At 70.1% G+C, this 25,050-nt stretch carries 19 protein-coding genes and 1 tRNA gene; 8 read left to right on the forward strand and 12 right to left on the reverse strand.

Going from position 1 to position 25,050, the window contains the following annotated elements:
- Window positions 1-46 precede the first annotated feature (46 nt).
- A complete protein-coding gene (locus tag ABT116_RS01700) occupies window positions 47-934 on the reverse strand; it encodes a hypothetical protein (RefSeq protein ID WP_351626310.1) in 888 nt (295 codons plus the stop codon).
- Between the two features lie 176 nt (window positions 935-1,110).
- Between ABT116_RS01700 and ABT116_RS01705 the strand changes: the two genes are divergently transcribed.
- From ABT116_RS01705 to ABT116_RS01725, 5 genes are all read left to right on the forward strand, one after another.
- On the forward strand, window positions 1,111-1,461 hold the full coding sequence (locus ABT116_RS01705; protein ID WP_351626312.1) for a chorismate mutase: 351 nt from the start codon (window positions 1,111-1,113) through the stop codon (window positions 1,459-1,461).
- Between the two features lie 137 nt (window positions 1,462-1,598).
- Window positions 1,599-2,150, forward strand: coding sequence for a response regulator (locus tag ABT116_RS01710; RefSeq protein ID WP_351626313.1), 552 nt, complete (start codon window positions 1,599-1,601; stop codon window positions 2,148-2,150).
- Window positions 2,151-2,217: 67 nt separating this feature from the next.
- Complete coding sequence (gene pepN, locus ABT116_RS01715; protein WP_351626315.1) at window positions 2,218-4,710, forward strand: aminopeptidase N; 2,493 nt, start codon at window positions 2,218-2,220, stop codon at window positions 4,708-4,710.
- A gap of 954 nt (window positions 4,711-5,664) precedes the next feature.
- Entirely contained in the window at window positions 5,665-7,059 is a 1,395-nt protein-coding gene (locus ABT116_RS01720) for a pyridoxal phosphate-dependent decarboxylase family protein (RefSeq protein WP_351626317.1), read from the forward strand.
- Window positions 7,056-8,468: a lysine N(6)-hydroxylase/L-ornithine N(5)-oxygenase family protein gene (locus tag ABT116_RS01725; protein WP_351626319.1), complete on the forward strand. Its 1,413-nt coding sequence runs from the start codon at window positions 7,056-7,058 to the stop codon at window positions 8,466-8,468. The genes ABT116_RS01720 and ABT116_RS01725 overlap by 4 nt, the downstream gene beginning before the upstream one ends.
- 13 nt (window positions 8,469-8,481) lie before the next feature.
- Here the strand turns inward: ABT116_RS01725 and ABT116_RS01730 are convergent, their stop codons facing one another.
- On the reverse strand, window positions 8,482-10,278 hold the full coding sequence (locus tag ABT116_RS01730) for a bifunctional metallophosphatase/5'-nucleotidase (protein ID WP_351626322.1): 1,797 nt from the start codon (window positions 10,276-10,278) through the stop codon (window positions 8,482-8,484).
- 161 nt (window positions 10,279-10,439) lie between these two features.
- On the opposite strand from ABT116_RS01730, the gene ABT116_RS01735 reads away from it, so the two are divergent.
- Window positions 10,440-11,156, forward strand: a complete 717-nt coding sequence (locus tag ABT116_RS01735) for an SIMPL domain-containing protein (RefSeq protein WP_351626333.1) — start codon at window positions 10,440-10,442, stop codon at window positions 11,154-11,156.
- A gap of 164 nt (window positions 11,157-11,320) precedes the next feature.
- Window positions 11,321-12,742: a pyruvate kinase gene (pyk, locus tag ABT116_RS01740; protein WP_351626338.1), complete on the forward strand. Its 1,422-nt coding sequence runs from the start codon at window positions 11,321-11,323 to the stop codon at window positions 12,740-12,742.
- A gap of 5 nt (window positions 12,743-12,747) precedes the next feature.
- On the opposite strand, the gene ABT116_RS01745 is transcribed toward pyk, so the two are convergent.
- Both ABT116_RS01745 and ABT116_RS01750 read right to left on the reverse strand, forming a co-directional pair.
- Window positions 12,748-13,494: a helix-turn-helix domain-containing protein gene (locus ABT116_RS01745; RefSeq protein WP_351626345.1), complete on the reverse strand. Its 747-nt coding sequence runs from the start codon at window positions 13,492-13,494 to the stop codon at window positions 12,748-12,750.
- A gap of 106 nt (window positions 13,495-13,600) precedes the next feature.
- Window positions 13,601-13,675 (reverse strand) — tRNA-Leu (locus tag ABT116_RS01750).
- 102 nt (window positions 13,676-13,777) lie between these two features.
- On the opposite strand from ABT116_RS01750, the gene ABT116_RS01755 reads away from it, so the two are divergent.
- Window positions 13,778-14,434 carry an ANTAR domain-containing response regulator gene (locus tag ABT116_RS01755; protein WP_351626347.1) on the forward strand — a complete coding sequence of 219 codons (657 nt, stop codon included), beginning with the start codon at window positions 13,778-13,780 and terminating at the stop codon, window positions 14,432-14,434.
- A 69-nt stretch (window positions 14,435-14,503) separates the two neighbouring features.
- Here ABT116_RS01755 and ABT116_RS01760 read toward each other — a convergent pair whose 3' ends face one another.
- From ABT116_RS01760 to ABT116_RS01795, 8 genes are all read right to left on the reverse strand, one after another.
- Entirely contained in the window at window positions 14,504-15,220 is a 717-nt protein-coding gene (locus tag ABT116_RS01760; RefSeq protein ID WP_351626350.1) for an ABC transporter ATP-binding protein, read from the reverse strand.
- The gene (locus tag ABT116_RS01765; protein ID WP_351626353.1) at window positions 15,217-16,080 is read right to left on the reverse strand and encodes an ABC transporter ATP-binding protein; all 864 of its coding nucleotides are present in this window, start codon (window positions 16,078-16,080) and stop codon (window positions 15,217-15,219) included. Before ABT116_RS01765 ends, ABT116_RS01760 begins: the two co-directional genes overlap by 4 nt.
- Window positions 16,081-16,085: 5 nt before the next feature.
- Window positions 16,086-17,900, reverse strand: a complete 1,815-nt coding sequence (locus tag ABT116_RS01770; protein ID WP_351626355.1) for a branched-chain amino acid ABC transporter permease — start codon at window positions 17,898-17,900, stop codon at window positions 16,086-16,088.
- 4 nt (window positions 17,901-17,904) lie between these two features.
- A complete protein-coding gene (locus ABT116_RS01775; protein WP_184564175.1) occupies window positions 17,905-18,834 on the reverse strand; it encodes a branched-chain amino acid ABC transporter permease in 930 nt (309 codons plus the stop codon).
- A gap of 139 nt (window positions 18,835-18,973) precedes the next feature.
- Window positions 18,974-20,203 (reverse strand): branched-chain amino acid ABC transporter substrate-binding protein, encoded by a 1,230-nt coding sequence (locus tag ABT116_RS01780; protein ID WP_351626436.1) that lies wholly within the window; start codon window positions 20,201-20,203, stop codon window positions 18,974-18,976.
- Window positions 20,204-21,000: 797 nt separating this feature from the next.
- On the reverse strand, window positions 21,001-21,873 hold the full coding sequence (locus ABT116_RS01785) for a trypsin-like serine protease (RefSeq protein ID WP_351626359.1): 873 nt from the start codon (window positions 21,871-21,873) through the stop codon (window positions 21,001-21,003).
- A gap of 169 nt (window positions 21,874-22,042) precedes the next feature.
- Window positions 22,043-22,531, reverse strand: a complete 489-nt coding sequence (locus ABT116_RS01790; RefSeq protein WP_306924122.1) for a PaaI family thioesterase — start codon at window positions 22,529-22,531, stop codon at window positions 22,043-22,045.
- Between the two features lie 56 nt (window positions 22,532-22,587).
- Window positions 22,588-24,867, reverse strand: coding sequence for an FdhF/YdeP family oxidoreductase (locus tag ABT116_RS01795; protein WP_351626363.1), 2,280 nt, complete (start codon window positions 24,865-24,867; stop codon window positions 22,588-22,590).
- Between the last annotated feature and the right edge of the window lie 183 nt (window positions 24,868-25,050).

Raw genomic sequence — 25,050 nt, forward strand, 5'->3', positions numbered from 1 at the left:
GCTGGGCGCCGAAAGCGCAGCTTCCGGGCACGCCCGCGCACACCCCTTACGTATCGCACTCCAGCACGCTCCGGCACAGCGCACACCGCGCCCTGACCCGCCCCCGCACCGGCACCCTGATCCGCTGATGGCACGTGGGGCAGGGGAACGACACCCGCAACCGCCCGCCCCCGTCGGGCGAGAACGCGTACGGCACCCCCGGCTGGGGCGGGCCCGCCGGCGCGTGCCGCCGGTCCCGGGCGTACCGCCGCCGTCCCGCCCACCCCGCCGCCGTCAACGGCGGTTGCTGCTCGTCACGGCGAGCCAGCTCCATCCCCTTCACATACGCCGTGTACGCCTGCGCACTGGTGAACCACACCGCCGGGTCCTCCCCGAAAGCCAGCGCCCGCTTGGCCAGCACGTACCCGAACTCCTCCGGCGTGAGATACCCCAGCTTCTGCGACGACGCCCCGTCCTCGCGGTACGCGTCCAGCAGCAGCCACCCCGCGCCCAGATACGTCGTCACCGTGTCCGTGAGGATCTCGTTGTCCCGCACGCCGGGGAAGGACAGGTCCAGGCGGTGCAGGTACACATGCGTCACCTCGTGCGCGAGGGCCGCCCCGATGTCCCGCCGATGCGTACGGAACCGGTCGTTCAGCTCCACGAAGTACTCCGGCCCGGCCGTGAGCTCCACGTTCGCCGCTTGTCGCATCTCCCGGAAGCTCACGACCAGCCGCGCATCCGGCAGCCGGTAGTGCCGCACCAGCTCGTGCGCCACCCGCTGCGTCCCCAGATACAGGTCGTCGGTGTCGCAGAAGGCCACGTCGACGGGGAGCACACTGGTCGCGAACGTCCGGACGGTGTCGTACGACAGTCGCTTGTACAGCGCCGTGACGGCGGCCCGCACCGTCTCCAGATGCGGGTAGCCGTGCTCGACCGGCCCGTCGTTCGCCACGCCTCACCCCCAAGACGCCCCTGAACCCGGTTCCACTGTACGAGGACGCGCCCCGCCGCGGACGGGCCCGGCACGGCTGCAGCGACACGATCGTCCCCCCGCACAGCCTCCAGGCACCCGCCGAGGGATGAGACGGCCTTCGGCCACCCCACGTGATCCCCGTAGGCTGACGCCCCATGACCACCAGCAACACCGGTTCCCGTGACGTCGACCCCGCCGTCCGTGAAGAGCTCGCCCGGCTGCGCGACAGCATCGACAACATCGACGCCGCCGTCGTCCACATGCTCGCCGAGCGCTTTAAATGCACCCAGCAGGTCGGCCACCTCAAGGCCCGGCACCAGCTGCCGCCCGCCGACCCGGCCCGCGAGGCCCGCCAGATCGCCCGGCTGCGCGCCCTCGCCGAGAACGCCAAACTCGACCCGGCCTTCGCCGAGAAGTTCCTGAACTTCATCGTCGCCGAGGTCATCCGCCACCACGAGCGCATCGCGGACGAAGCGCTCAACGGCGCCGCCCCGGGCGGCAACTGACGTCCCCCGCGCCCCGGGGGAGTGACACGACGGCCCGCTCGGGGCATGCTGCGCTGTACACAGCATGTCAGCTGACGAGCACTGCGCGTCAGCGTCCCGGACTACTCTGGTCCTCCACGAGGGAGGGGCGTGGGGCCATGCCGTCGGATACCAGGATCCTCATCGTCGACGACCATGAGGACACGCTGTACGCGCTCGAAAGCGCCCTGGCCCCGCTGGGCTACCAGCTCGGCCGGGCCACCAGCGGCGACGAGGCACTCAAACAGGTGCTCCGCGGCCAGGTCGGCCTGCTGCTGCTCGACGTACGCATGCCCGGCGTCAGCGGACTGGAGGTCGTGCGCTACATGCGGCGCGTGGAGCAGACCCAGCACATCCCCGTGATCCTCCTCACCGGCTTCGGCGCCGACCACGAACTGACCACCACCGCCTTCCGGCTCGGCGTCGCCGACCTCGTCATGAAGCCCGTCGACCCCTGGGCCCTGCGCACCAAGGTCCGCTACCTCTACGACTCCCACCGGCGCCATCTCGCCCTGCAGAGGGAGGTGCACCGCCTGCGCTCCCTCGCCGGGGAGCACCCCGAGACCGCCGCACACCCCGCGCGCCCCGGACTGCCGCATCCCGACGCGCGCGTGCCCACGCAGCGGCCCATGGGGGCGCACGCCGGGGAGCTCGAAAAGGACCGCACCTAGACAGGACATTGGGCACGTACCGATCCGCCTCTGTGCCTTGTCCACGCCATCAGGCAGCATGTCTCGCATGTCCGTACTGACGCGCGACGAAGCGCAGACCCGAGCAGAGCTCCTCGACGTCCACCACTACACGATCGAACTCGACCTGACCGGCGGCGACGACACCTTCGACTCCCGCACCCTGATCAGGTTCGCTGCCCGCGTGGACGGGGACACCTTCGTCGAGCTCAAGCCCGCCGAGCTGCGCACCGTCACCCTCGACGGGCACCCCCTCGACCCCGAAGCCCTGGACGGCAACCGGCTCGCCCTGCCGAACCTCACCGCCGGCGAGCACGAACTGCGTGTGGACGCCCGGATGCGCTACTCCCGCACCGGCGAGGGCATGCACCGCTTCACCGACCCCACCGACGGCGAGACCTACGTCTACACCCAGTTGTTCATGGACGACGTCCAGCGGGTCTTCGCCGCATTCGACCAGCCCGACCTCAAAGCCGTCTTCGAACTGTCGGTGACGGCCCCCCAGAACTGGACCGTCCTCGCCAACGGCATCACCGAACAGACCGACGGCGTATGGACCGCGGCCCCCACACCGCTCATCTCCACCTACCTCGTCGCCGTCGCCGCAGGCCCCTGGCACTCCGTGCGCACCGAGCACCGCGGCCTGCCCTTCGGCCTGCACTGCCGCCGCTCCCTCGCCCCCTACCTCGAAGCCGACGCCGACGAACTCCTCGACGTCACCCGCGCCTGCTTCGACCGCTACCACGAGAAGTTCGACGAGCCCTACCCCTTCGACTCCTACGACCAGGCCTTCGTCCCCGAGTTCAACGCCGGCGCCATGGAGAACCCGGGCCTGGTCACGTTCCGCGACGAGTTCGTCTACCGCTCCGCCGTCACCGACACCGAACGCCAGACCCGCGCCATGGTCATCGCCCACGAGATGGCCCACATGTGGTTCGGCGACCTCGTCACCCTCAAGTGGTGGGACGACATCTGGCTGAACGAGTCCTTCGCCGAGTACATGGGCTACCAGACCCTCACCGAAGCCACGCGCTTCTCCGACACCTGGACCGACTTCGGCGTCACCCGCAAATCCTGGGGCTACGACGCCGACCAGCGCCCCTCCACCCACCCCGTCGCCCCAGAGGCCGTCGACGACACCGCCTCCGCCCTGCTCAACTTCGACGGCATCTCCTACGCCAAGGGCGCCAGCGCACTGCGGCAACTGGTCGCCTGGCTCGGCGAGAAGGACTTCCTCGCCGGCATCAACGCCCACTTCGCCCGGCACAAGTACGGCAACGCCACCCTCGCCGACTTCATCGACAACCTCGCCGGCGCCACCGACCGCGACGTCCACGCCTGGGCCGACGCCTGGCTGCGCACCACCGGCGTCGACACCCTCACCCCGCGCATCACCCCCGGCGAGCACGGCACCTGCGCCCTCACCGTCGACCGCGCCGGCAGCCGCCCGCACCGCATCGCCGCCGGCCTCTACGATCGCGACCTCGGCGACGACGGCGGCCAGCTCGTGCTGCGCGAACGCCTCCACCTCGACCTCCCGCACACCGAAGCAAACCCCATCGGCAAGCGGCCCGCCCTGCTCCTCCTCAACGACGGCGACCTCACCTACGCCAAGGTCCGCTTCGACCCCGAGTCCTTCGAGACCGTCCGCAAGGAACTGTCCGGACTGCCCGAACCGCTCACCCGCGCGGTCGTCTGGAACGCCCTGCGGGACGCCGTCCGCGACGGCGAACTCGCCCCCGCCGCCTACCTGGAGACCGCCCGCGCCCACCTCCCGCTGGAGACGGACCTCGCCGTCGTCCAGGGCGTGCTCGCCTTCGCCTCCACGTACATCGCCGACCGCTACCTCACCCCCGAGGAGCGGCCCGCCGCCCTCGCCACCCTCTCCGAACTGTGCCGCGACCTCATCCGCCGCACCGAGGACGGCGACAACCCCGGCCTGCGCCTGATCGCCGTACGCCACCGCATCGACGTGGCCGCCCACCCCGACACCATCGCCGCCTGGCTCGCCGACGGCACCGTCCCCGGCGGCCCCGAGCTCGACCCCGAGCTGCGCTGGCGCGTACTCGCCCGGCTCGCCGTCCTCGGCGCGACCGACGAGGCCGCCATCGCCGCCGAACTGGAACGCGACCCGAGCGCCACCGGCCAGGAGGGCGCCGCCCGCTGCCGCGCCGCCCTGCCCGACCCCGAGGCCAAGGCCCGCGCCTGGGAGGCCATGTTCGGCTCCGACGACCTGTCCAACTACCTCTTCACCGCCACCGCCCGCGGCTTCTGGCAGCCCGAACAGGCCGACCTGGTACGCGAGTACGTCGGGCGCTACTACGCCGACGCGGTCGCCGTCGCCGACCGCCGCGGCCCCGCCATCGCCGACGCCGCGGGCCGCTGGGCCTTCCCCGCACACGCCGTCGACGCGGACACCCTCCGCCTCGGCGAGGAATGCCTGCGCGACGCCGACCCGATCCCCGCACTGCACCGCAAGCTGGTCGACCAACTCGACGACCTGGCAAGGGCACTGCGAGTCCAGCGAGCAGGGGAGAAGTAGGGGCGGCGAGAGCCCGCAGCGGCGACAGCTGGCAGCGGCGAGAGCTGGGGGCGGCGGCAGCTGTGGCGGCGTGGGCTGTGGCGAGCGAGGGCTCGGAGCTGCGCGGGCTGTGGCGGACGTGAGCTAGGAGCAGCGAGAGCTGGCGGCGGCGAGAGCTGGGGGCGGCGCGGTTCTGTGTCCGGCGCGAGCTAGGAGCTGCGCGGGCTGGGGCTGGCGAGCGCTAGGAGCTGCGCGGGCTGTGGCGGACGTGAGCTAGGAGCAGCGACAGCTGGCGGCGGCGACAGCTGGGGGCGGCGGCAGCTGTGGCGGCGCGGTTCAGTGTCCGGCGCGAGCTAGGAGCTGCGCGGGCTGGGGCTGGCGAGCGCTAGGAGCCGCGCGGGCTGGGGCCGGCCACAGCTGTGGCGGGCGAGGGCTAGGAGCTGCACGGACCGGGGCGGGCGAGAGCTAGGAGCGGCGAGAGCTGTGGCCGGCGACAGCTGGGGACGCGGGCTGCGGCCGGCGCGAGCCCGGAGTGGCCAGAGCTGGGGACGGCGGCATAGAGCCCCCGACGGGCGACCGGCCGCCTCCGCCGCTGCGGCGGGCGCCCGCCCATCACCGGGCAGTCCCGCCTGTGCATTACCGGGCAGTCCCGCCGCCCATAACGGGCAGTCCCGCCTGTCCATCACCGGGCAGTCCCGCCCGCCCGTCACGGGCAGTCCCGCCCGCCCGTCACGGGGGCAGCACGCCCGCCCGTCACGGGCAGTCCCGCCCGCCCGTCACGGGGGCAGCACGCCCGCCCATCACCGGGCAGCCCCGCACGCCCCTTTGTCGCGGCCGGGAACCACTCCGCCCCATCGGGAACCAAGGCCGGTGGCCGTGCCGCTCAGGCCGGGTTTGCCGTACGGGAGATACCTCCACCCGGGTCGGGTCGTTGAGCCGTACGGGCGTGTCGCCCCGCGCCCCGGAGGTCACCCCATGAGCACGCCGCCCCTCGCCTCAGGCCCCGAAGGCCCCCGTGCCCTGCGCCCGTTGCTCAACACCGTCCTCGAAGCGCTGGACACCGGCGCCCGGGCCCGGGGCGGGCCGCTGCCGACGGGCGGGCCCGACGCGGTCGCCGCCCGCCTGCGGGAAGCGGTGGGGGAGCTCCTGCCCGACCAGGGCGACCCCCACGCCCTGCGCACCCTGGTCCGGGCCTTCACGGAAGGCGCCGCCGACCCGGCCCACCCCCTGTGCGCGGCCCACCTCCACTGCCCGCCCCTCGCCGTCGCCACCGCCGCCGACCTCGCCGCCTCGGCCCTCAACCCGTCCCTGGACTCCTGGGACCAGGCCCCGGCGGCCTCCGAGCTGGAAGCCCTGGCGGCAGGCGTGCTGGCCCGGGAGATCTACCCGGGAAACGGCACGGCCGACGCCCTCGTCACCACCGGCGGCACCGAATCCAACCAACTCGCCCTGCTCCTCGCCCGGGAAGCCCACGGCGGATCCGTACGGCTCGTGTGCGGGGCCAACGCCCACCACTCACTGCCCCGCGCCGCCTGGCTGCTCGGACTGCCCGACCCCGTCGTCGTACCCGCCCCGGGCGGCACGCTCGACCCCGACGCGCTGGACGAAACCCTCACCGGCCTGCCCGGCCCGCTGCTCGTCGCCGCCACCGCCGGCACCACCGACGCCGGACGCATCGACCCGCTGCCCGAGATCGCCGCCCGCTGCGCCGCCCACGGCACCCGGCTGCACATCGACGCCGCCTACGGCGGAGGCCTCCTCTTCAGCGACCGGCACCGCGCACGCCTCACCGGACTCGAAGCCGCCCACACCGTCACCCTCGACCTGCACAAACTCGGCTGGCAACCGGTCGCCGCCGGCCTCCTCGCCGTCCGGGACCCCCGCGACCTCGCCGCCCTGCGGCAGCACGCCGACTACCTCAACGCCGACGACGACACCGAAGCCGGACTCCCCGACCTGCTCGGCCGGTCCCTGCGCACCACCCGCCGCCCCGACGTCCTCAAACTCGCCGTCACCCTCAAGACCCTGGGGCGCAGCGGCCTCGGAGCCCTCGTCGACCAGGTCTGCGCCCACGCCCGGCAGTTCGCCGCCCTCGTCGACGCCCACCCAGGATTCGAGCTGCACGCCCCGCCCGTCATCAGCACCGTGCTGTTCCGGCCCACGGGCGCCACCGACGCCACCGTGGCCGCCGTACGCCGCGCGCTGCTCACCGACGGCCGGGCCGTCCTCGGCCGGGCCCGCCTCGACGGCCGGCTCTGGCTCAAGGCCACCCTCCTCAACCCCGCCACCGGGCCCGACGACCTGGCCACCCTGCTGCACCTCGCGGCAGCGAGCCGAGCGACACTCGTGGAAGGACACACCCCCCGATGAACCCCGCACAGACCCCCGACCCCGACGCCCCCCGCGACCTCGTCGGCATCGGCATCGGCCCCGCCAACCTCTCCCTCGCCGCGCTCGCCCACCCGCTCGGACGCCTCGACACCGTCTTCTACGACCAGAACCCCGCCTTCGGCTGGCACCCCGGCCTGCTCATCGAGGGCGCCACCCTCCAAGTCCCGTTCCTCGCCGACCTGGTCTCCCTCGCCGACCCCACCAGCCCCTGGACCTTCCTCAACTACCTCAGGTCCCGCGAGCGGCTCTTCCCCTTCTACTTCGCCGAGCGCTTCCACATCCAGCGCGCCGAGTACGACGCCTACTGCCGCTGGGTCAGCGAGAACCTCCCCGGGCTCCACTTCGGCCACCAGGTCGACGCCGTCCGCTGGAACCCCGAACGCGACGTCTTCGAGGTCGACTTCACCCAGCTCGACGGCGACGGAGAAGCAGAAGCCCTCGGCCGGACCTACACCCGCGACGTCGTCCTCGGCATCGGAACCGAGCCCTACGTCCCCGACCCCCTCAAGCCCCTGGTCGAGGCACCCGGCGTGCCCGTCGTGCACGCCGCCGACTACCTCGACCACCGTGCCGCCCTGCTCGCCGCCGAACACGTCACCGTCGTCGGCATCGGACAGTCCGGCGCCGAGGTCTTCCTCGACCTGCTGCGCAACCGGCCCGCCGGCCGCGAGAAACTGCACTGGCTGGGCCGTACCGAGGCCTTCGCGCCCATGGAGTACTCCAAGCTCGGCCTGGAGCACTTCACCCCCGACCACACCCGCTACTTCCACGCGCTGCCCGAATCCACCCGCGACCGGCTCGTCGAGGGCCAGTGGCAGCTGCACAAAGGCATCGACGCCGCCACCATCGCCGCCGTCCACGACGAGCTCTACCGCCGCACCCTGCACGGCGGCTGGCCCGACGCCGTCCTCACACCCGGTGTGCGGGTCCGCACCGCCGGCCGGGTCGCCACGACCAAGGTGGAACTGCACCTGGAGCACGACCTGCAGAACACCCGCTCCCGCCTCACCACCGACGCCGTCGTCCTCGCCACCGGCTACCGCGAACGCCCCCTCGACCGGATCCTCGCGGGCCTCGACCCCTACATGCGCCGCGACAACCAGGAGCGGCCCCGCATCGACGAGGACCACCAGCTCGTCCTCGACCCGTCCGTCACCGGCACGGTCTTCGTCCAGAACGCCGAAACCCACACCCACGGCGTCGGCGCCCCCGACCTCGGCCTCGCCGCCTGGCGCGGCGCGGTCATCCTCAACACCCTGACGGGCGGGGAGGCCTACCCACTCCCCGCCCGCACCGCCTTCACCACCTTCGGCCTCACCCGGCGGGCGCACGTCCCGCCGCCCCGCGAGGCACCGGCACTGACCCCGCTCGTCGACGACCGAAGGTGACGAAGCGCGCGGCTCAGAAGACGGGCGTGCCGTTCCGCGTGAGCTTCCAGTCCACCCCCGCGAAGGCGGCCGGGTCGATCGACCCCTTCGCCTTCACCCAGGCGATCATGGTGTTGCGGATCTCGTCCGAGTTCGACCACAGCATCCGGGCCGCGGCGACGTGCGGGAAGTTCCCGCCGCCGTTGGCCCGGTAGTTGTTCACCGCGAACACGAACTGCGCGTCGTCCGCGAGCGGCTGTCCCTCGAACCGCACGTTCGTCACCCGCGACCCGGCCGGCTTCGCGATGTCGATCTCGTACGCCAGACCGCTCACCACGTCGTAGTTGTAGTCCGGCGTGCCGTTCGCGTTCGTCAGCTTCGCCGGATCCACCGGGGCATCCGGGGCGGTCTGCACGAAGTAGTTCGCCGAGTACTCCAGATACGCCTTCATCTGCGCACCCGTCATCAGACGCGCCTCCAGGGTGTTCTCGAAGACGTACAGACCGGCCACGTCCCGGATCGTCACCTGGCCCGCCGGGATCCGCGCGCTGCGCGAGAAACACGCCGCCTGCGACAGCACCGGCAGCGCGGCGTGCTCCGTGCCCGCCAGCGCCTGCTTCACCGTGTCCGCCTGGATGTGGTTGATCAGATCGATGATCGGCACGTCCTTGTACGGCGCCTCGGCCGACGTCATCTCCGCCGCGTTCGTGCCGATGACCTGGTTGACGTACGCCACGACCTTCTCGTGCTCGTCCCCGAGCAGCTTCGTGATCTTCGGGTCCTCCTCCACCGTGTTGGAGTTGAGGACCTTCGCGCCGACCTTCTCGACCTTCCAGCAGCCCTTCTCCCAGACCAGCTCGAAGTCGAACAGCGTCAGCCGCTGCCCCCACTTCAGCGGCTCGGACAGCACGACCTTCTTGTCCGTCTTCTTGTTCGCGACGAAGTACTCGGGGATCTCCGTGTGCGCGTGCCCGACCAGGATCGCGTCGATGCCCGGCACCTGCTCGGCCACCAGAGCGGCCGCGTTCTCGATGTACGGCAGCTGGTCACCGTAGGACGACGTCCCCGACGAACCGCTGTGCGCCGACACGATGACCACGTCCGCGCCCATCGACCGCAGCTTCGGCACCCACTTCGCCGCCTGCTCCTCCAGACCCGGGAACGTCATCTTCCCCTGCACGTTCGCCTTGTCCCAGATCGCGATGCCCGGGTTCGTCAGCCCCAGCACCGCCACCTTTACATCCCGCCCGTGCGGCGTGCGCAGCCGGTGCATGCTGTACGGCGCGAACGCCGGCCGCAGCGTCTTCGCGTCCAGCGCGTTGGCGCCCAGCAGCGGGAAACGGCACTGCTGCTCGAACTTCCGCAGCACCGGAATGCCGTAGTTGAACTCGTGGTTGCCGAGCGCCGCCGCGTCGTACTCCATGGCGTTCATCGCCTGCGCCATCGGGTGCACCGGGCCGCCCTGGGCCGTGATCGGGTCGACCTTGGCGTAGTAGTACGACAACTGCGTGCCCTGGATGGTGTCGCCCGCGTCGATGAGCAGCGTGTTGCGGCGGCCCTTCTCCTCGCGGACCCGGTTCACCAGCGTAGAGACCTTCGCGAGGCCGACGTCGTTGTGGTCCTTGTCGTCGAACTCCTTGTCCGTGAAGTAGTCCCAGTTGAAGACGTTGCCGTGCAGGTCCGTCGTCCCCAGCACGGTGAACGCGTACCGCTTGGCGCCCCGCTTCGCCTCGGCCGCCTGCGCACCCGGCGCCGAGACCGCACCGGCCAGCGCCACCCCCGCTCCGGTCACGGCGGACTTCTCCAGGAACTTCCGGCGGTTCAACGGCATGTCTGGCTCCTCGCGGAATCTGTGAACGACGCGCGTAGATAACGCGCGTAGATTCTGACCCGTCCATGACCGGCCGCAACAGACCCGCCAGGTTGCGATCTGATGACTCGGCCCCCCGATCCCGGACCGCCAACCAGACCGGACATGACAGAGTGGGGCGTATGACCGCGGCCACCCCAGACGCCTCCCAGCCCGCCGTCCCCTACGGCACGCCCGAGGCCCCCCGCATCGCCGTCCGCGGCGAGGCCCGCCTCGAAGTCGACCCCGAGATCGCCCGCATCGGCATCACCGTCGCCGCCCGCGGCCGCGACCGCCGCTCCGCCCTCGACGACCTCACCCGCCGCAACGCCGGCGTCCTCGACCTCGTCAAGTCCTACGGCGACGCCGTCGAACGCCTGGAGACCGGCGCCTTCTCCATCACGCCGGAACTCACCAAACACGGCCGCGGCGAACGCGTCCGCACCTACCACGGCAGCGTCCGCGTCACCGCCGAACTCACCGACTTCACCTCCCTGGGTGAACTCACCACCCGCCTCGCCGACCTCGAACTCACCCGCGTCGACGGCCCTTGGTGGACCCTGCGCCCCGACTCACCCGCCCACCGCGAAGCCCGCAAGAAGGCCGTGCACGAAGCCGTCCAACGCGCCCGCGAGTACGCCGACGCCCTCGGAACCACCCTCTCCGCCCTGGTCGAACTCGCCGACATCGGCGCCGAGAGCGCCCCGCCGGCCTACCCCCCTGCCCCCGGCCGCATGCGCTCCGCGGCCTTCGCCGGCGCCGCCGAGGACACCCCCGCCCCCCTCGACCTCGAACCCCAGCGCCAACGCGTCCACGCCCAGATCAACGCCCGCTTCACGATGGTGCCGCCCCGGCTGTAAGCACCCCCGCGGGCCCATTCCGAAAATGCGACCGAATTCCAGGGGTGCTCATCGGAGCACCCCTCCGCGCAATTCAGCACTTGTCAATAACGCTTCACGCAAAGTCTGTTGAGCGGCCATGCCCGGCCAATTCACTACCGGTCGGTAGCTCATAGGCTCCTTTCATGCGCCGAGCCAAAATCGTCTGCACCCTGGGACCCGCCACCGACTCGTACGACCGGATCAAAGACCTGGTCGACGCCGGAATGGATGTAGCCCGCTTCAACCTCAGCCACGGCGGCCACGCCGAACACGAGGAGCGCTACCACCGGGTCCGCAAAGCAGCCGACGAGACCGGCCGCAGCGTCGGCCTCCTCGCCGACCTCCAAGGCCCCAAAATCAGGCTCGGCCACTTCACCGAAGGCCCCGTACTCCTCGAACGCGGCGACACCTTCACCATCACCGTCGAAGAAGGCGTCGAAGGCGACCGCGACATCTGCGGCACCACCTACGCCGGCCTCGCCGCCGACGTCACCACCGGCGAACGCATCCTCGTCGACGACGGCAAGGTCTGCCTCAAGGTCACCTCCGTCGACGGCCCCCGCATCCACACCACCGTCCTCGAAGGCGGCGTGATCAGCGACCACAAGGGCCTCAACCTCCCCGGCGTCGCCGTCTCCGTCCCCGCCCTCTCCAAGAAGGACGAGGACGACCTCCGCTGGGCCCTGCGCACCGGCTTCGACGTCATCGCCCTCTCCTTCGTCCGCTCCGGGCGCGACATCCAGGACGTCCACCGCATCATGGACGAGGAAGGCCGCCGCCTCCCCGTCATCGCCAAAATCGAAAAACCCCAGGCCGTCGAAACCATCGACGACATCGTCGCCGCCTTCGACGGCATCATGGTGGCCCGCGGGGACCTCGGCGTCGAAATGCCACTCGAACAGGTCCCGATCGTCCAGAAGCGCGCCATCAAACTGGCCAAACGCAACGCCAAGCCGGTCATCGTCGCCACCCAGATGCTCGACTCGATGATCGAAAACGCCCGCCCGACCCGCGCCGAAGCCTCCGACGTCGCCAACGCCGTCATCGACGGCACCGACGCGGTGATGCTCTCCGGCGAAACGAGCGTCGGCAAACACCCCATCGAAACCGTCCGCACGATGGCCCGCATCGTCGCGGCAGCGGAGGAAGACATCCTGGCGAAGGGCCTCCCGCCGCTGACCGAGCGCAACAAGCCCCGCACCCAGGGCGGCGCGGTGGCCCGGGCGGCAGCCGAGATGGGCGACTTCCTGGGCGCTCGCTTCCTGGTCGCCTTCACCCAGTCGGGCGACACCGCCCGCCGCCTCTCCCGCTACCGCTCCCCGATCCCCCTCCTCGCCTTCACCCCCGACCAGGCGACCCGCTCCCAGCTCAGCCTCACCTGGGGCGTCGAGACCTTCCTCGGCCCGTGCGTCGACACCACCGATGCGATGGTCGACCAGGTCGACGAACTCCTGCTCCGCTACGGCCGCTGCAGCCCAGGCGACACGGTCGTCATCACATCCGGCTCCCCGCCCGGCGTCTCCGGCTCGACGAACATGGTCAGGGTCCACCACATCGGGGAGTAGTCGCGTCAGTACTTGGGTCCGACGTGGGCGTCCATGAGGGCTACGGAGGCTTTGCGGGCGACGGAGATGTTGCGCGCGTTCGCCTTTTTCCATTCGACGCCCACTTGGTCAAGCGCTGTGGTGAAGAGACGAATGATGTCGGCCGAGAGGTTGGTGAGGAAGTACCGGGGATATTCGTAGCGCTTCTGCTCACCGCCGACGAGGCGGGTCGTCCAGTTGGTGATCCGGCAGCCGTCGGAGTGGATGAGACCGCGGATGAACTCCCAGGGGTACGCGTCGACGATGGCTTGCTGCCAGGGTTCGAGAGCGATACGGCGTTCGTGCTTCTTGCCGGGTCCGTGCTGGGGGAAGAGGTGCGGCCAGTGCCTGCTGTAGCTGATCACCGAGACGTATCCCTGCGCCTGAGTGCGAGAGGCACACCCGGTCGGGTTGATGGCGCGCATGGCAATCTCGCATGCTTCGATCAGACCGGGCCACGAGTTCGCGCACGCGATTCTCAGGTAATAGCCGGTGCCGCGTGGGTGGCCGCTGATGCAGCCATCGCCGAGATAGAGCCCCAGCAGGTAGGCGTACGTGCACTCGTCGGCGGGCGGTCCGGGGTCCGGTGGCGCCAAACGGGGCAACGGTTCCAGGCGGTTCTGCCAGCTGCGGATCGCGGCCCGTGAGATGCCCGTTTCACGGCTCACCGAATTCAGGCTGCGGCCCTGGGCCACCAGTGCGAGTGCTCGCTTGCGTGTGCTGAGGTCGTACATGGGGTCACTGTGGAACTGTGATCACCTCGACACGCAGCAAAAAGCGGATGTTCACGAGAACGTGGACATCCGCTTCGAAGTGGTGACCTTGGAAACCAAGGAAAAGTGCCCCGGGTCGGACTCGAACCGACACTGTATGGGTTTTGAATCCATTGCCTGCTGCCAATTGGGCTACCGGGGCCCGGTGAATCCAAGGTTGACCTCGACCCACTGCCTGACCACCATACCGCAGCTAGGTACGCTCTTGGGAGCAGTACCGGCCTGCCCCTACCAAGGAGCCCACGTGAGTGCCCCCGAGTCGCCCCAGCCTGTTGACGTGCCTGAAGAGGACAAGTCGCACGTGCCTCCGTTGACGACGCGGGTCGTCATCGCCGAGGACGAGGCGCTGATCCGGCTCGATCTCAAAGAGATGCTGGAGGAGGAGGGGTACACCGTCGTCGGTGAGGCCGGTGACGGTGAGCAGGCGGTGGAGCTGGCTCGTGAGCACCGCCCCGACCTTGTCATTCTCGATGTGAAGATGCCGAAGCTGGACGGTATCTCGGCGGCGGAGAAGATCGCGGAGGAGAGCATCGCGCCGGTGCTGATGCTGACCGCGTTCTCGCAGCGGGATCTGGTGGAGCGGGCCCGGGACGCGGGTGCGATGGCGTATCTGGTGAAGCCGTTCAGCAAGACGGATGTCGTGCCGGCGATCGAGATGGCCGTCTCGCGGTTCACGGAGCTGAAGGAGCTGGAGAAGGAGGTCGCCGACCTCACGCTCCGGCTGGAGACGCGCAAGCTGGTGGACCGGGCGAAGTCGATCCTGCAGACGGAGTACGGGCTGTCGGAGCCGGCCGCTTTCCGGTGGATCCAGAAGACGTCGATGGACCGGCGGATGTCGATGCAGCAGGTCGCGGAGGCGGTCATTCAGGACGCCGACGAGAAGAAGGCCGGCAAGGGCTGAGAGTCCGACGCGAGAGGCCCGCTTCCCTTCCGGATCGGAGGGGGAGCGGGCCTCTTGGCGTACGGGCCGTCAGTCCTCGCCCAGGTACGCCTTGCGCACCGACTCGTCGTGGAGCAGGTCCTGGCCCGTCCCGGAGAGGACGATGTTGCCGACCTCCATGACGTGGCCCTGGTCCGCCAGGGACAGCGCGGCCTGGGCGTTCTGTTCGACGAGGAGGATCGTCGTGCCCTGGGACTTCAGCTCGGCGATGGTCGCCATGATCTTCTGCATCATGATCGGGGAGAGGCCCATGGAGGGCTCGTCGAGCATGAGCAGCTTGGGCTGGGACATGAGGGCGCGGCCCATGGCGAGCATCTGCTGTTCGCCGCCCGAGAGGGTTCCTGCGGCCTGCTTGCGGCGTTCCCCGAGGATGGGGAAGAGGTCGTAGGCGCGCTGGATGTCCTTCTCGATGCCTTCCTTGTCCTTGCGGAGGAACGCTCCGAGCTGGAGGTTCTCCGCGATGGTGAGGCGGGGGAAGATGTGCCGGCCTTCGGGGGAGTGGGCGAGGCCGAGGGCGACGATCTTGTGGGCGGGGACCCCGCTCAGCGGCTTGCCGTCGAAGAGGATCTTCCCGGATGTCGGCTTCAGCAGGCCTGACAGGGTGCGCAGGGTGGTCGTCTTGCCGGCGCCGTTGGTGCCGATGAGGGTGACGACCTGACCGGCGTCGACGCTGAAGGAGATGCCCTTGACGGCTTCGATCTTGCCGTAGGAGACCCGGAGGTCTTCGACCTCGAGCAGTGCGGTCACTTGGCCTCTCCCTTGGTGCTGCTGGTGGTGCTGGGCGCGTCGGCGGCGGCTTCGGCGGCCTCGACCTCGGCGACTTCCGCTTCGCCGGGGTCGCCTTCGAACGGCTCTCCGAGGTACGCGGCGATGACGCGCTCGTCGGCCTGGACGACGTCGGAGGTGCCTTCGACGAGCTTCTCGCCCTGGACGAGGACGGCGACGCGGTCGGAGAGGTTGAAGACGAAGCGCATGTCGTGCTCGATGAGCAGGACGGCGATGCCCCGGTCGCGGATGGCGAAGACCAGTTCCTCGGTGGCCCGCGTCTCCTGGGGGTTCATGCCGGCGGTGGGCTCGTCGAGGAGCAGCAGGCCGGGCTCGGAGGCCATGGCGCGTGCGATCTCGAGCTTGCGCTGTTCGCCGTAGGGGAGGTTGCGGGCGAGGTGGTCGCGCTTGTGGGCGAGGCCGATGAACTCCAGGAGTTCCATGGCGCGTTCCTCGCTGGCGCGTTCGGCCTTCTTGAAGCCGGGGCCGCGCAGGAGGGCGGACCAGAGGCCTTCCTTGGTGCGGGTGTGGCGGCCGACGAGGACGTTTTCCAGGACCGTCATGTTGGCGAACAGGCGGATGTTCTGGAAGGTGCGGGCGATGCCGGCCTGGGTGACCAGGTGGGGCTTCGGGGGGAGGACGGTGCCCTTGTAGGAGACGGTGCCCTCGGTGGGGACGTAGAGGCCGGTCAGGCAGTTGAAGAAGGTGGTCTTGCCGGCGCCGTTGGGGCCGATGAGACCGACGATTTCGCCGGCGTTGACCGTGAAGTCGACGGAGCGTACGGCGGTGAGGCCGCCGAAGCGCATCGTGACGTCGCGTGCTTCGAGTACAGGTGTGGTCATGTTTCTTACGCCCCCGCCTTGGTGACGGCCGGTTCGTCGGTCAGCGTGGTCTGTTTGGGTACGTCGAGTTGGCCGGTCTCGTGGAATTCGAGCTGGCGTCGGCGGTTGGCGATGATGCCTTCGGGGCGGAAGCGCATCAGGAGGATGAGCGCGATGCCGAAGGCGAGGAGTGACTTCTCCTGGAGGAAGACGAGCTTCTCGGGGAGGAGGTAGAGCAGGGCTGCGCCGAGGAGGGGTCCTGCGACGGTGCCCATGCCGCCGAGGACGACCGCGGCCAGGAGGAACGCGGAGTTGGGCGGGGTGGAGCCGGCGAACTGGTACGGCGTCGGGACGACGCTGTAGGTGACGTGGGCGCTGACGGTGCCGGCGAGGCCGGCGAGGGCGGCGCCGAGGGCGAAGGCGACGAGCTTGACGCGGAAGCCGTTGATGCCCATGGCGGTGGCGGCTGTCTCGTCCTCGCGGATGGCGATCCAGGAGCGGCCGATGCGGGAGTCCGCGGCACGCGTGTAGACCAGCACGACGATGGCCATGATGAGGACCATCAGGAGGTAGTAGTTGGCGAAGCGGCCGAGGGTGAAGCCGCCGATGTCGTGCGCCTCGCCGAAGTTGAAGCCGAGGAGCTTCAGGTCGGGGATGGACGGGATGCCGTTGGGGCCGTTGGTGACGTCGGGTCCGGACTGGCCGTCCATGTTGTTGACGGCGATGCGGAAGATCTCACCGAAGCCGAGGGTGACGATGGCGAGGTAGTCGCCGCGCAGTCGCAGGGTCGGGGCGCCGATGAGGACGCCGAAGACCAGGGAGGCGGCGGCGCCGGCCAGGGCGGAGGCCCAGAAGGGCAGGTGGACGCCGGAGATGGTGGAGAACTCGGAGCCGGAGACGAGGGCGGCGGTGTAGGCGCCGACGCCGAGGAAGGCGACGTATCCGAGGTCGAGGAGTCCGGCGAGGCCGACGACGATGTTGAGGCCGAGGGCCACGGTCCCGAAGATCAGGATGTTGACGCCGATGTTGGCGTAGTGGTCGTCGGTCTGGGTGAAGGGGAAGGCGATGGCCGCGGCGAAGCCCATGGCGAGGGTGAAGCTGCGGTTGGCGGCGACCTGTGCGGAGAAGCGGTCGAGGAGGCCTGCGGTGTGCAGGGCCCAGATCGCGAAGGTGACGACGAAGAGGTAGCCGATGAAGAGTTCGCCGTACTCGGTGTCGATGCCGTAGGTGAAGACGCCGAGCCCGATGATGGTGACCACGGTGATGACGGCCCGCTGGACCCAGGGCGCGGTGGCCTGGGGGGCGGGGATGCGCTCGGGCTTGGCGATGTAGGCCTTGACGGCTTCCTTGGTGCCCCTGGTGCCGGTGCGCTCCTGGGGGAGGGCGAAGGCGCCGATGACGGGCAGCAGGGAGGCCACGGCCGCGATCCAGCCGCCGGGTTCGAGGTTGACGACGCCGCCGAGTTCGGTGCTGATGGCGATGACGGTGAACCAGGTGACGGCGAAGCCGCCGAGGGCGGTGAGGGCGAGCGGTGCGTTGTTGCGGGCGGGCAGCAGCCAGCCGAGTCCGCGGACGCCGTAGGAGGCGAGGGCGAACAGGGCGGTGAGGACACCGGCGGTGAAGGTCAGCCACTGCAGGCCGCCGGGGTAGCCGTTGAAGGTGAGGTCGCCGGGGAATTCGGCGGTCCAGGTCCAGGCGAGGAACGCGGAGGCGGCGGTGGCGATGCCGCCGGCGAGCAGCAGGGCGCGGGCGGCCGCGGCGGGCAGCGGGATGAGACCGTGCGGTGCGGGCGTCGGGGTGGGGGCGGCGTCCGGCGCTGGGGTCTTGGTCGTCTCGGTCATGTGATCACGCCCTGTCCGCGACGCGCTCGCCGAGCAGGCCCTGCGGCCTGAAGAGGAGCACGAGGATGAGGAGGCAGAAGGCCCAGACGTTGGCCCAGCTCTGACCGCCGAGCTGGCTCATGCCGGGGATCTCGTCGATGTAGGCGGAGGCGAGGGTTTCGGCGACGCCGAGGACGACGCCGCCGAGCATGGCGCCGTAGATGTTGCCGATGCCGCCGAGGACGGCCGCGGTGAAGGCCTTGAGGCCCATCAGGAAGCCCATGCGGTAGTCGACGTTGCCGTACTTGAGTCCGTAGGCGACGGCGGCGACGGCGGCGAAGAAGCCGCCGATGGCGAAGGCGATGACGATGATGCGGTTGGTGTCGATGCCCATGAGCTGTGCGGTGTCGGGGTCCTGCGCGGTGGCCTGCATGGCGCGGCCGGTGCGGCTGCGGCGCACGAAGAAGGCGAGGGCGGCCATGCAGAGGACGGCGGCGAGGATGAGGAAGATGTCGGCGTCCTTGATGGTGACGGAGCCGATGTCGTGGGTGGCGTCGAGGCCGGGGAAGGCGCGGGCGCGGTCGGCGCCGGGGTAGAAGTTGCGCACGACCTCCTGGAGGGCCAGGGAGAGGCCGATGGCGGTGATGAGCGGTGCCAGGCGTGGTGCTCCGCGCAGTGGTCGGTAGGCGAACCGTTCCGCTCCGACGGCTATGAGGATGGCGACGATGGCTCCGCCGAGGAGCATGAGGGGTACGGCGAGGGCCATCGAGGTGCCGTCGGGGAGGATGTAGAAGTAGACCGTGAGGGCGCCGAAGGCCCCGGTCATGAAGATCTCGCCGTGCGCGAAGTTGATGAGCTGGACGATGCCGTACACCATCGTGTAGCCGATGGCGATCAGCCCGTACATCGAGCCGAGAAGCAGCCCGTTGGCCAGCTGCTGCGGCAGGGTGTTCACCGCATGGCCTCCATGTCGCTGGTGGTCGTGTGCACTGGATGTGTGCGTGGTCGTGTGCTGTGTGGGGGTGTGGAAACGGGCCGCGCGGTCGGGGTCCTCCTTCCGCGCGGCCCGTGGTGCGGCGTTGTGGCGGGCCGGGTTACTTCAGGTCGGCGGTGCCGGTCTCCACGTCCTTCCAGGCACCCTTCTCGACCTGGTAGACCGTCAGCTGCTTGTTGGTGGTGTCGCCGTACTCGTCGAAGGAGATCTTGCCGGTGAGGCCTTCGAAGTCGGACTTCTGGACACCGTCGACGACTTTGGAGCGCAGGTCGTTGATGTCGGTGGGCACCTTGCCGCCGTTGGCGTCGGCCGCGGCCTTGACGGCCTTGATGATGGCGGTGGTGGCGTCGTAGGCGTAGGCGCCGTACGCGCCGTAGTCGCCCTTGTAACCCTTGTCCTTGTACGTCTGGATGAACGTCTTGGCCGCGGGCAGGGTGTCGGCGGGGACACCGATGGCGGTGGCGAGGTCGCCCTCGGAGGACTTGCCGGCGGCCTCGATGTAGGTGGTGGCGAACATGCCGTCGCCGCCGAACAGCGGGATCTTGACGCCGGCGTCCTTGAGCTGCTTGGTGATCAGCGCGGACTCGTCGTACTGGCCGCCGTAGTAGAGCAGGTCGGCACCGGAGTTCTTGATCTTGGTGACGAGGGAGCCGAAGTCCTTGTCGCCGGTGTTGACGTGGTCGGTGCCGACGACCTTGCCGCCGAGCTTCTTGTACTGCTCGTTGAAGATCTTCGCGAGGCCGGCGCCGTACGTCTGCTTGTCGTCGACGACGAAGGCCTTCTTCTTCTTGAGGCCGTTGTACGCGTAGCCGGCCGCGAAGCTGCCCTGCAGTTCGTCGGTGGTGGCGGTGCGGAAGTACGTCTTGAACGGGCGCTTCTTGTCCGTCTGCCAGTTCTTGCCCTGGGTCAGCTCGGGGGCCGTGTTCGCGGGGGAGATCTGGACCATGTTGGCCGAGGCGAACACCTGCTGCATCGTCTGGGCGACGCCGGAGTTCAGCGGGCCGACGGCGCCGACGGCGGTCTTGTCGCCGACGATGCTGGTGGCGTTGGTCTGGCCGGTGGCGGGCTGCGCCTTGTCGTCCAGGGGCTTGAGCTTGAACTTCACGCCCGGGACCCAGTTGTTCTTGTTGGCGTCGTCGACGGCGATCTGGGCGCCGTACTGGATGCCGAGGCCGGTGGTGGAGTTCTCACCGGAGAGGGGGGCGTCGACGCCGATGGTCAGCGTGGTGCCGCTCCCGTTGTCTCCGCCCTTGTCACCGCTGTCGTCTCGGGAGCCGCAGGCGGTGAGAGTCAGAGCTCCGGTCGTGAGAACGGAGGTAAGAATCACCAAGGAACGCTGTCGCACAATCAGTCCTTTCACAGGCAGGCCCCGCCCTGGTCGGGGGGTGAGTGCCGCGCTGGTACCGAACTCCCGATGGAGGCGGTGACTGGCCGTGACTCTAAGCCCGGGGTAAGGGCAGGGTCAGCGGCGCGGGCTCGCTTGTGACTTTCTTGTTATGACGGGGTGGATGCCCGGTCTCGGCGGTGGGCCCTCTCGACGGGTTTGGTGGATTTTCGCCGAGGTCCGCATTCTGAGAAGCCGCACTTCCGGTTGGCCATGGCTGAGATCATGCGGTGCTCGGACGGCATGCGGCCCGGAGGAGATCGGAAAGGCCCCGGGCGTGAGTGCGGCCGGACCGTGAAACTGTGGTGGTGTATTGCGCGCGCGTTACGGAGCGTTACGCCGAGAAAAGGGATGGTCGGCATCCGGGGGATGTGCCGAGTCATCGGAAACGGCGATTTCCACAGTGATGCGGAGGGGCGTGCGGGCCGGTCCGGTGAGGGGCGGGGGCGGGGGCGGGGGCGGCGCGGGTGAGGCCGGGACACCGGTCGGGTGCGAGAGTCTGCGGCAGGGCTACGGCTGCGGTGGCGAGCACGGCTGCGGCGACCGCCGTTCTTCGCCGGGGCGGCAGCCGGTTCCAGCAGTCGGCGAGCCGCTGTGACGGGCGTGCGGCGTGCTGCCGACGGCGCTCAACTCTGCTCAGCCCTGGCCGAGTTGGCGAGTGCGAGAGGGGGCGAAGACGTACGATGCCCCGCCGCTTCGGCGGGTGCGCGATGCGGCGGGGCCTCGGGTTGCTTCGGTACGGGTTACGGCAGCTTCACGAACGGCGAGAGGAAGGCACGGGCGCCGGGGGTGTCCAGGCGGTACGTCACGTTGGTCGCGTAGCAGGGGGTGTCGCCGGTGATGGTGGTGGCGGCGAGGATCCTCTTGCCGCCGATCACGGCGAAGTTGGGTCCGCCCGAATCGCCGTAGCAGGCGCCACCGTTGCCCTGGGGTGCGGTCATCGCGAGCCGCGCCCAGGAGTCGTTGAGGGCGTTGAAGGTGACGGGTGCCTTCATCCGGACGCCGCCGCCGGGGTGGGTCTGGCCGCCGGGGCCGTTGACGGCCTCCTGGGTGCCGTATCCGGCGACGAGCCAGTCGGTGTCGTTCAGGCCCTGCGGGCCGAGTCTGCCGAGCTGGTTCGCGGTGGGCAGGGTCGCCGGAGTGAAGCTCCAGCGGGCCTTGACCTGGGCGGCGGGCAGCTGGATCACCGCGATGTCGTGGGTGTCGGAGGCGGGCCCCGGATATGCGGGGTGGGTGTGGGCGGTGCCCGGGACGGCGACGGCGGCGGCCTGCGCGGCCGGGTCGCCCGGGTACTTCTTCGCCGCCGCGTCGAGCCCGGACTGCACGTCCTGGTCGAGGGAGACGTAGAACCGCACGTTGTCGGGCCAGTCCGAGGTGCAGTGCGCGGCGGTCAGGAAGGTGTCCGCGTCGATCATGGTGCCGGAGCAGACCCAGTCGACGCGGTCGGGGGTCGCGGGGTCACCGTCGTCGTCCCAGGTGGCCACGAGCGCGCCGACCTCGGTGCGTTCGGGGGCGGGGGTGGCGTTGTAGGAGTTGATGGCGGAGGACGGCAGCGCGGTGGCGAGCACGGTGGCACAGGCCGCTGCGGTGACGGCGAAGGCGCGTACGGAGGTCAAGAGAAACCCTTCTGCGGGTGGGACGGGTCTTCTCCTGTGGGGGTGGGCGCCAGTGAAATGCCCGGAGGGCGGGCGCGACAAGAGCGCGCCCGCCTCTCCAGGGTTTTCCCTACGTCGGGCAGTGGATACGTCGGGCAGTGGATCAGTGAGTGTGCCGACCGATGCTCGGTCAGTTCGCGGCGCGGATGAGTTCCTCGTCGGCCGGCTTGACGTCGCGCAGGAGGCAGGTCAGTCGGGCCGTGCACACCCTTTTGTCGTTTTCGTCCGTGATGACGATTTCGTACGTGGCGGTCGACCGCCCCCGGTGCACGGGCGTGGCCACACCGGTGACCAGCCCGGAGCGCACCCCGCGGTGGTGGGTGCAGTTCAGGTCGACGCCCACGGCGATCTTGGAGCTGCCGCCGTGCAGCATCGAACCGATCGAGCCGAGCGTCTCGGCCAGCACCGCGGAGGCCCCGCCGTGCAGCAGCCCGTAGGGCTGGGTGTTGCCCTCCACCGGCATCGTCCCGACGACCCGGTCCGCCGACGCCTCGGAGATCTGGACGCCCATCCGGTTGCCGAGGTGGCCCGCGGAGAACAGGGCCAGGAGGTCCACGCCGAGAGCGGCGTACTCGTCGATGACTTCTTGCGGGAACTTCACATGCTGCTGCTCACCCATCGGGCCCGGCTCCGTTCGTCCTCGTCACTCGGCTGCCTGTGTCACTGAGCGAACGCTCAGTCGGTCGCCGATTGTTCCAGACGCACCACGACGGACTTGCTGGCCGGGGTGTTGCTGGTGTCCGCCGTCGCGTCCAGCGGCACCAGGACGTTGGTCTCCGGGTAGTACGCGGCCGCGCAGCCCCGGGCCGTCGGGTAGTGCACGACACGGAAACCCGGCGCCCTGCGCTCCACACCGTCCTTCCACTCGCTCACCAGGTCCACGTACGACCCGTCCGCCACCTTCAGGGCCCGGGCGTCCTCGGGGTTGACCAGCACCACCCGGCGGCCGTTCCTGATGCCCCGGTAGCGGTCGTCGAGGCCGTAGATCGTGGTGTTGTACTGGTCGTGCGAGCGCAGCGTCTGCAGCAGCAGGCGGCCCTCGGGCAGCCGCGGGTACTCCACGGGCGCGGCCGTGAAGTTGGCCTTGCCGGTGGCGGTGGGGAAGCGGCGCTCGTCGCGTGGGGCATGGGGGAGCGCGAAGCCGCCGGGGCGGGCCACGCGCGCGTTGAAGTCCTCGAAGCCCGGGATGACGCGCGCGATGCGGTCCCGGATCGTCGCGTAGTCCTTCTCGAACTCCTCCCACGGCGTGCGGCTGTCCTCGCCGAGCACGCGGCGGGCCAGCCGGCTGACGATGGCCGGCTCCGACAGCAGGTGCCGGCTCGCGGGCTCCAGGCGCCCCCGGGAGGCGTGCACCATGCCCATCGAGTCCTCGACCGTCACGAACTGCTCGCCGCCGCCCTGCAGATCGCGCTCGGTACGGCCGAGCGTCGGCAGGATCAGGGCACGCGCGCCCGTGACCGCATGCGAGCGGTTCAGCTTCGTCGACACGTGCACGGTCAGCCGGGCCCGTCGCATCGCCGCCTCGGTGACGTCCGTGTCGGGGGACGCCGAGACGAAGTTGCCGCCCATGGCGAAGAAGACCTTCGCCTCGCCGTCACGCAGGGCGCGGATCGCGCGCACGACGTCATAGCCGTGTTCGCGCGGGGGCGCGAAGCCGAACTCCTTCTCCAGGGCGTCCAGGAACGCCGGGGCGGGCCGCTCGAAGATGCCCATCGTGCGGTCGCCCTGCACGTTCGAATGCCCGCGCACCGGGCACACGCCCGCACCCGGGCGGCCGATGTTGCCGCGCAGCAGGAGGAAGTTGACGACCTCCCGGATCGTGGGGACGGAGTGCTTGTGCTGGGTGAGGCCCATCGCCCAGCACACGATGGTGCGCTGCGAGCCGAGAACCATCCCCAGGGCCTTCTCGATCTCCCCCCGGCTCAGACCGGTCGCGGTGAGCGTCTCGTCCCAGTCGGCGGCGCGGGCGGCCTCGGCGAACTGCTCGTAGCCGTGCGTGTGCTCCCGCACGAACGCCTCGTCGACCGCGCCGTCCGTCTGCAGGATCAGCTTGTTCAGCAGGCGGAACAGCGCCTGGTCGCCGCCGATGCGGATCTGCAGGAACAGATCGGTGAGCGCCGCCCCCTTGAGCATGCCCTGCGGGGTCTGCGGGTTCTTGAAGCGCTCCAGGCCCGCCTCGGGCAGCGGGTTGACGCTGATGATCTTCGCGCCGCCCGCCTTGGCCTTCTCCAGCGCGGACAGCATGCGCGGGTGGTTCGTCCCCGGGTTCTGCCCCGCGACGATGATCAGGTCGGCCTTGTAGAGGTCCTCCAGCAGAACGCTGCCCTTGCCGATGCCGATCGTCTCCGACAGGGCCGAACCGGACGACTCGTGGCACATGTTCGAGCAGTCGGGCAGGTTGTTCGTGCCGAACTCGCGCGCGAACAGCTGGTAGAGGAACGCGGCCTCGTTGCTGGTGCGGCCTGAGGTGTAGAAGACGGCCTCGTCCGGGGAGGCGAGCGCGTCGATCTCCTCGCCGATGATGTCGAAGGCCCGCTCCCAGGTGACCGGCTCGTAGTGCGAGCCTCCCTCGGGGAGGTACACGGGGTGGGTGAGCCGGCCCTGCTGTCCCAGCCAGTAGCCGCTGCGGCCGGCCAGGTCGGCGACCGGGTGCGCGGCGAAGAACTCGGGCGTGACCCGGCGCAGCGTGGCCTCCTCGGCCACGGCCTTCGCGCCGTTCTCGCAGAACTCCGCCTTGTGCCGGTGCTCCGGCTCGGGCCAGGCGCAGCCGGGGCAGTCGAAGCCGTCCTTCTGGTTCACGCTCAGCAGCGTCAGCGCGGTGCGCTTCACACCCATCTGCTGCTGGGCGATCCGCAGCGTGTGCCCGATCGCCGGGAGCCCCGCGGCCGCGTGCTTCGGCCCGGCGACCTGCGGCGCGTCCTGAACCGGATCACTCTTGGGCGGCTTCGACGCCATCGCACACTCCCCTTCGACTGCGCTGTGAGGTAGGCCTCCGAATCCTCGCACGCGGGAGTGACAGCGATCGCGGGCGGGCCGGGCGGGTGGCGACGGCACAGGGTGAGCGGTGTCCATGCTGGGTGGGTCCGAGCCCGGCACCAGCGGGGCCGGGGCGGACTGTCAGTGGGGCGTGGCAGGATC

The organism is Streptomyces sp. NPDC002130 (assembly GCF_040296465.1).
In the GTDB taxonomy this organism is placed as follows: domain Bacteria; phylum Actinomycetota; class Actinomycetes; order Streptomycetales; family Streptomycetaceae; genus Streptomyces.

What these genes read in the sequence shown, in the direction of transcription:
- ABT116_RS01765 (WP_351626353.1), bottom strand. Translation starts at nt 16,080, where the DNA reads ATGACCACACCTGTACTCGAAGCACGCGACGTCACGATGCGCTTCGGC.
- pepN (WP_351626315.1), top strand. Translation starts at nt 2,218, where the DNA reads ATGTCCGTACTGACGCGCGACGAAGCGCAGACCCGAGCAGAGCTCCTC.
- ABT116_RS01795 (WP_351626363.1), bottom strand. Translation starts at nt 24,867, where the DNA reads ATGGCGTCGAAGCCGCCCAAGAGTGATCCGGTTCAGGACGCGCCGCAG.
- ABT116_RS01725 (WP_351626319.1), top strand. Translation starts at nt 7,056, where the DNA reads ATGAACCCCGCACAGACCCCCGACCCCGACGCCCCCCGCGACCTCGTC.
- ABT116_RS01745 (WP_351626345.1), bottom strand. Translation starts at nt 13,494, where the DNA reads ATGTACGACCTCAGCACACGCAAGCGAGCACTCGCACTGGTGGCCCAG.
- ABT116_RS01720 (WP_351626317.1), top strand. Translation starts at nt 5,665, where the DNA reads ATGAGCACGCCGCCCCTCGCCTCAGGCCCCGAAGGCCCCCGTGCCCTG.
- ABT116_RS01705 (WP_351626312.1), top strand. Translation starts at nt 1,111, where the DNA reads ATGACCACCAGCAACACCGGTTCCCGTGACGTCGACCCCGCCGTCCGT.
- ABT116_RS01710 (WP_351626313.1), top strand. Translation starts at nt 1,599, where the DNA reads ATGCCGTCGGATACCAGGATCCTCATCGTCGACGACCATGAGGACACG.
- ABT116_RS01770 (WP_351626355.1), bottom strand. Translation starts at nt 17,900, where the DNA reads ATGACCGAGACGACCAAGACCCCAGCGCCGGACGCCGCCCCCACCCCG.
- ABT116_RS01790 (WP_306924122.1), bottom strand. Translation starts at nt 22,531, where the DNA reads ATGGGTGAGCAGCAGCATGTGAAGTTCCCGCAAGAAGTCATCGACGAG.
- ABT116_RS01730 (WP_351626322.1), bottom strand. Translation starts at nt 10,278, where the DNA reads ATGCCGTTGAACCGCCGGAAGTTCCTGGAGAAGTCCGCCGTGACCGGA.
- pyk (WP_351626338.1), top strand. Translation starts at nt 11,321, where the DNA reads ATGCGCCGAGCCAAAATCGTCTGCACCCTGGGACCCGCCACCGACTCG.
- ABT116_RS01735 (WP_351626333.1), top strand. Translation starts at nt 10,440, where the DNA reads ATGACCGCGGCCACCCCAGACGCCTCCCAGCCCGCCGTCCCCTACGGC.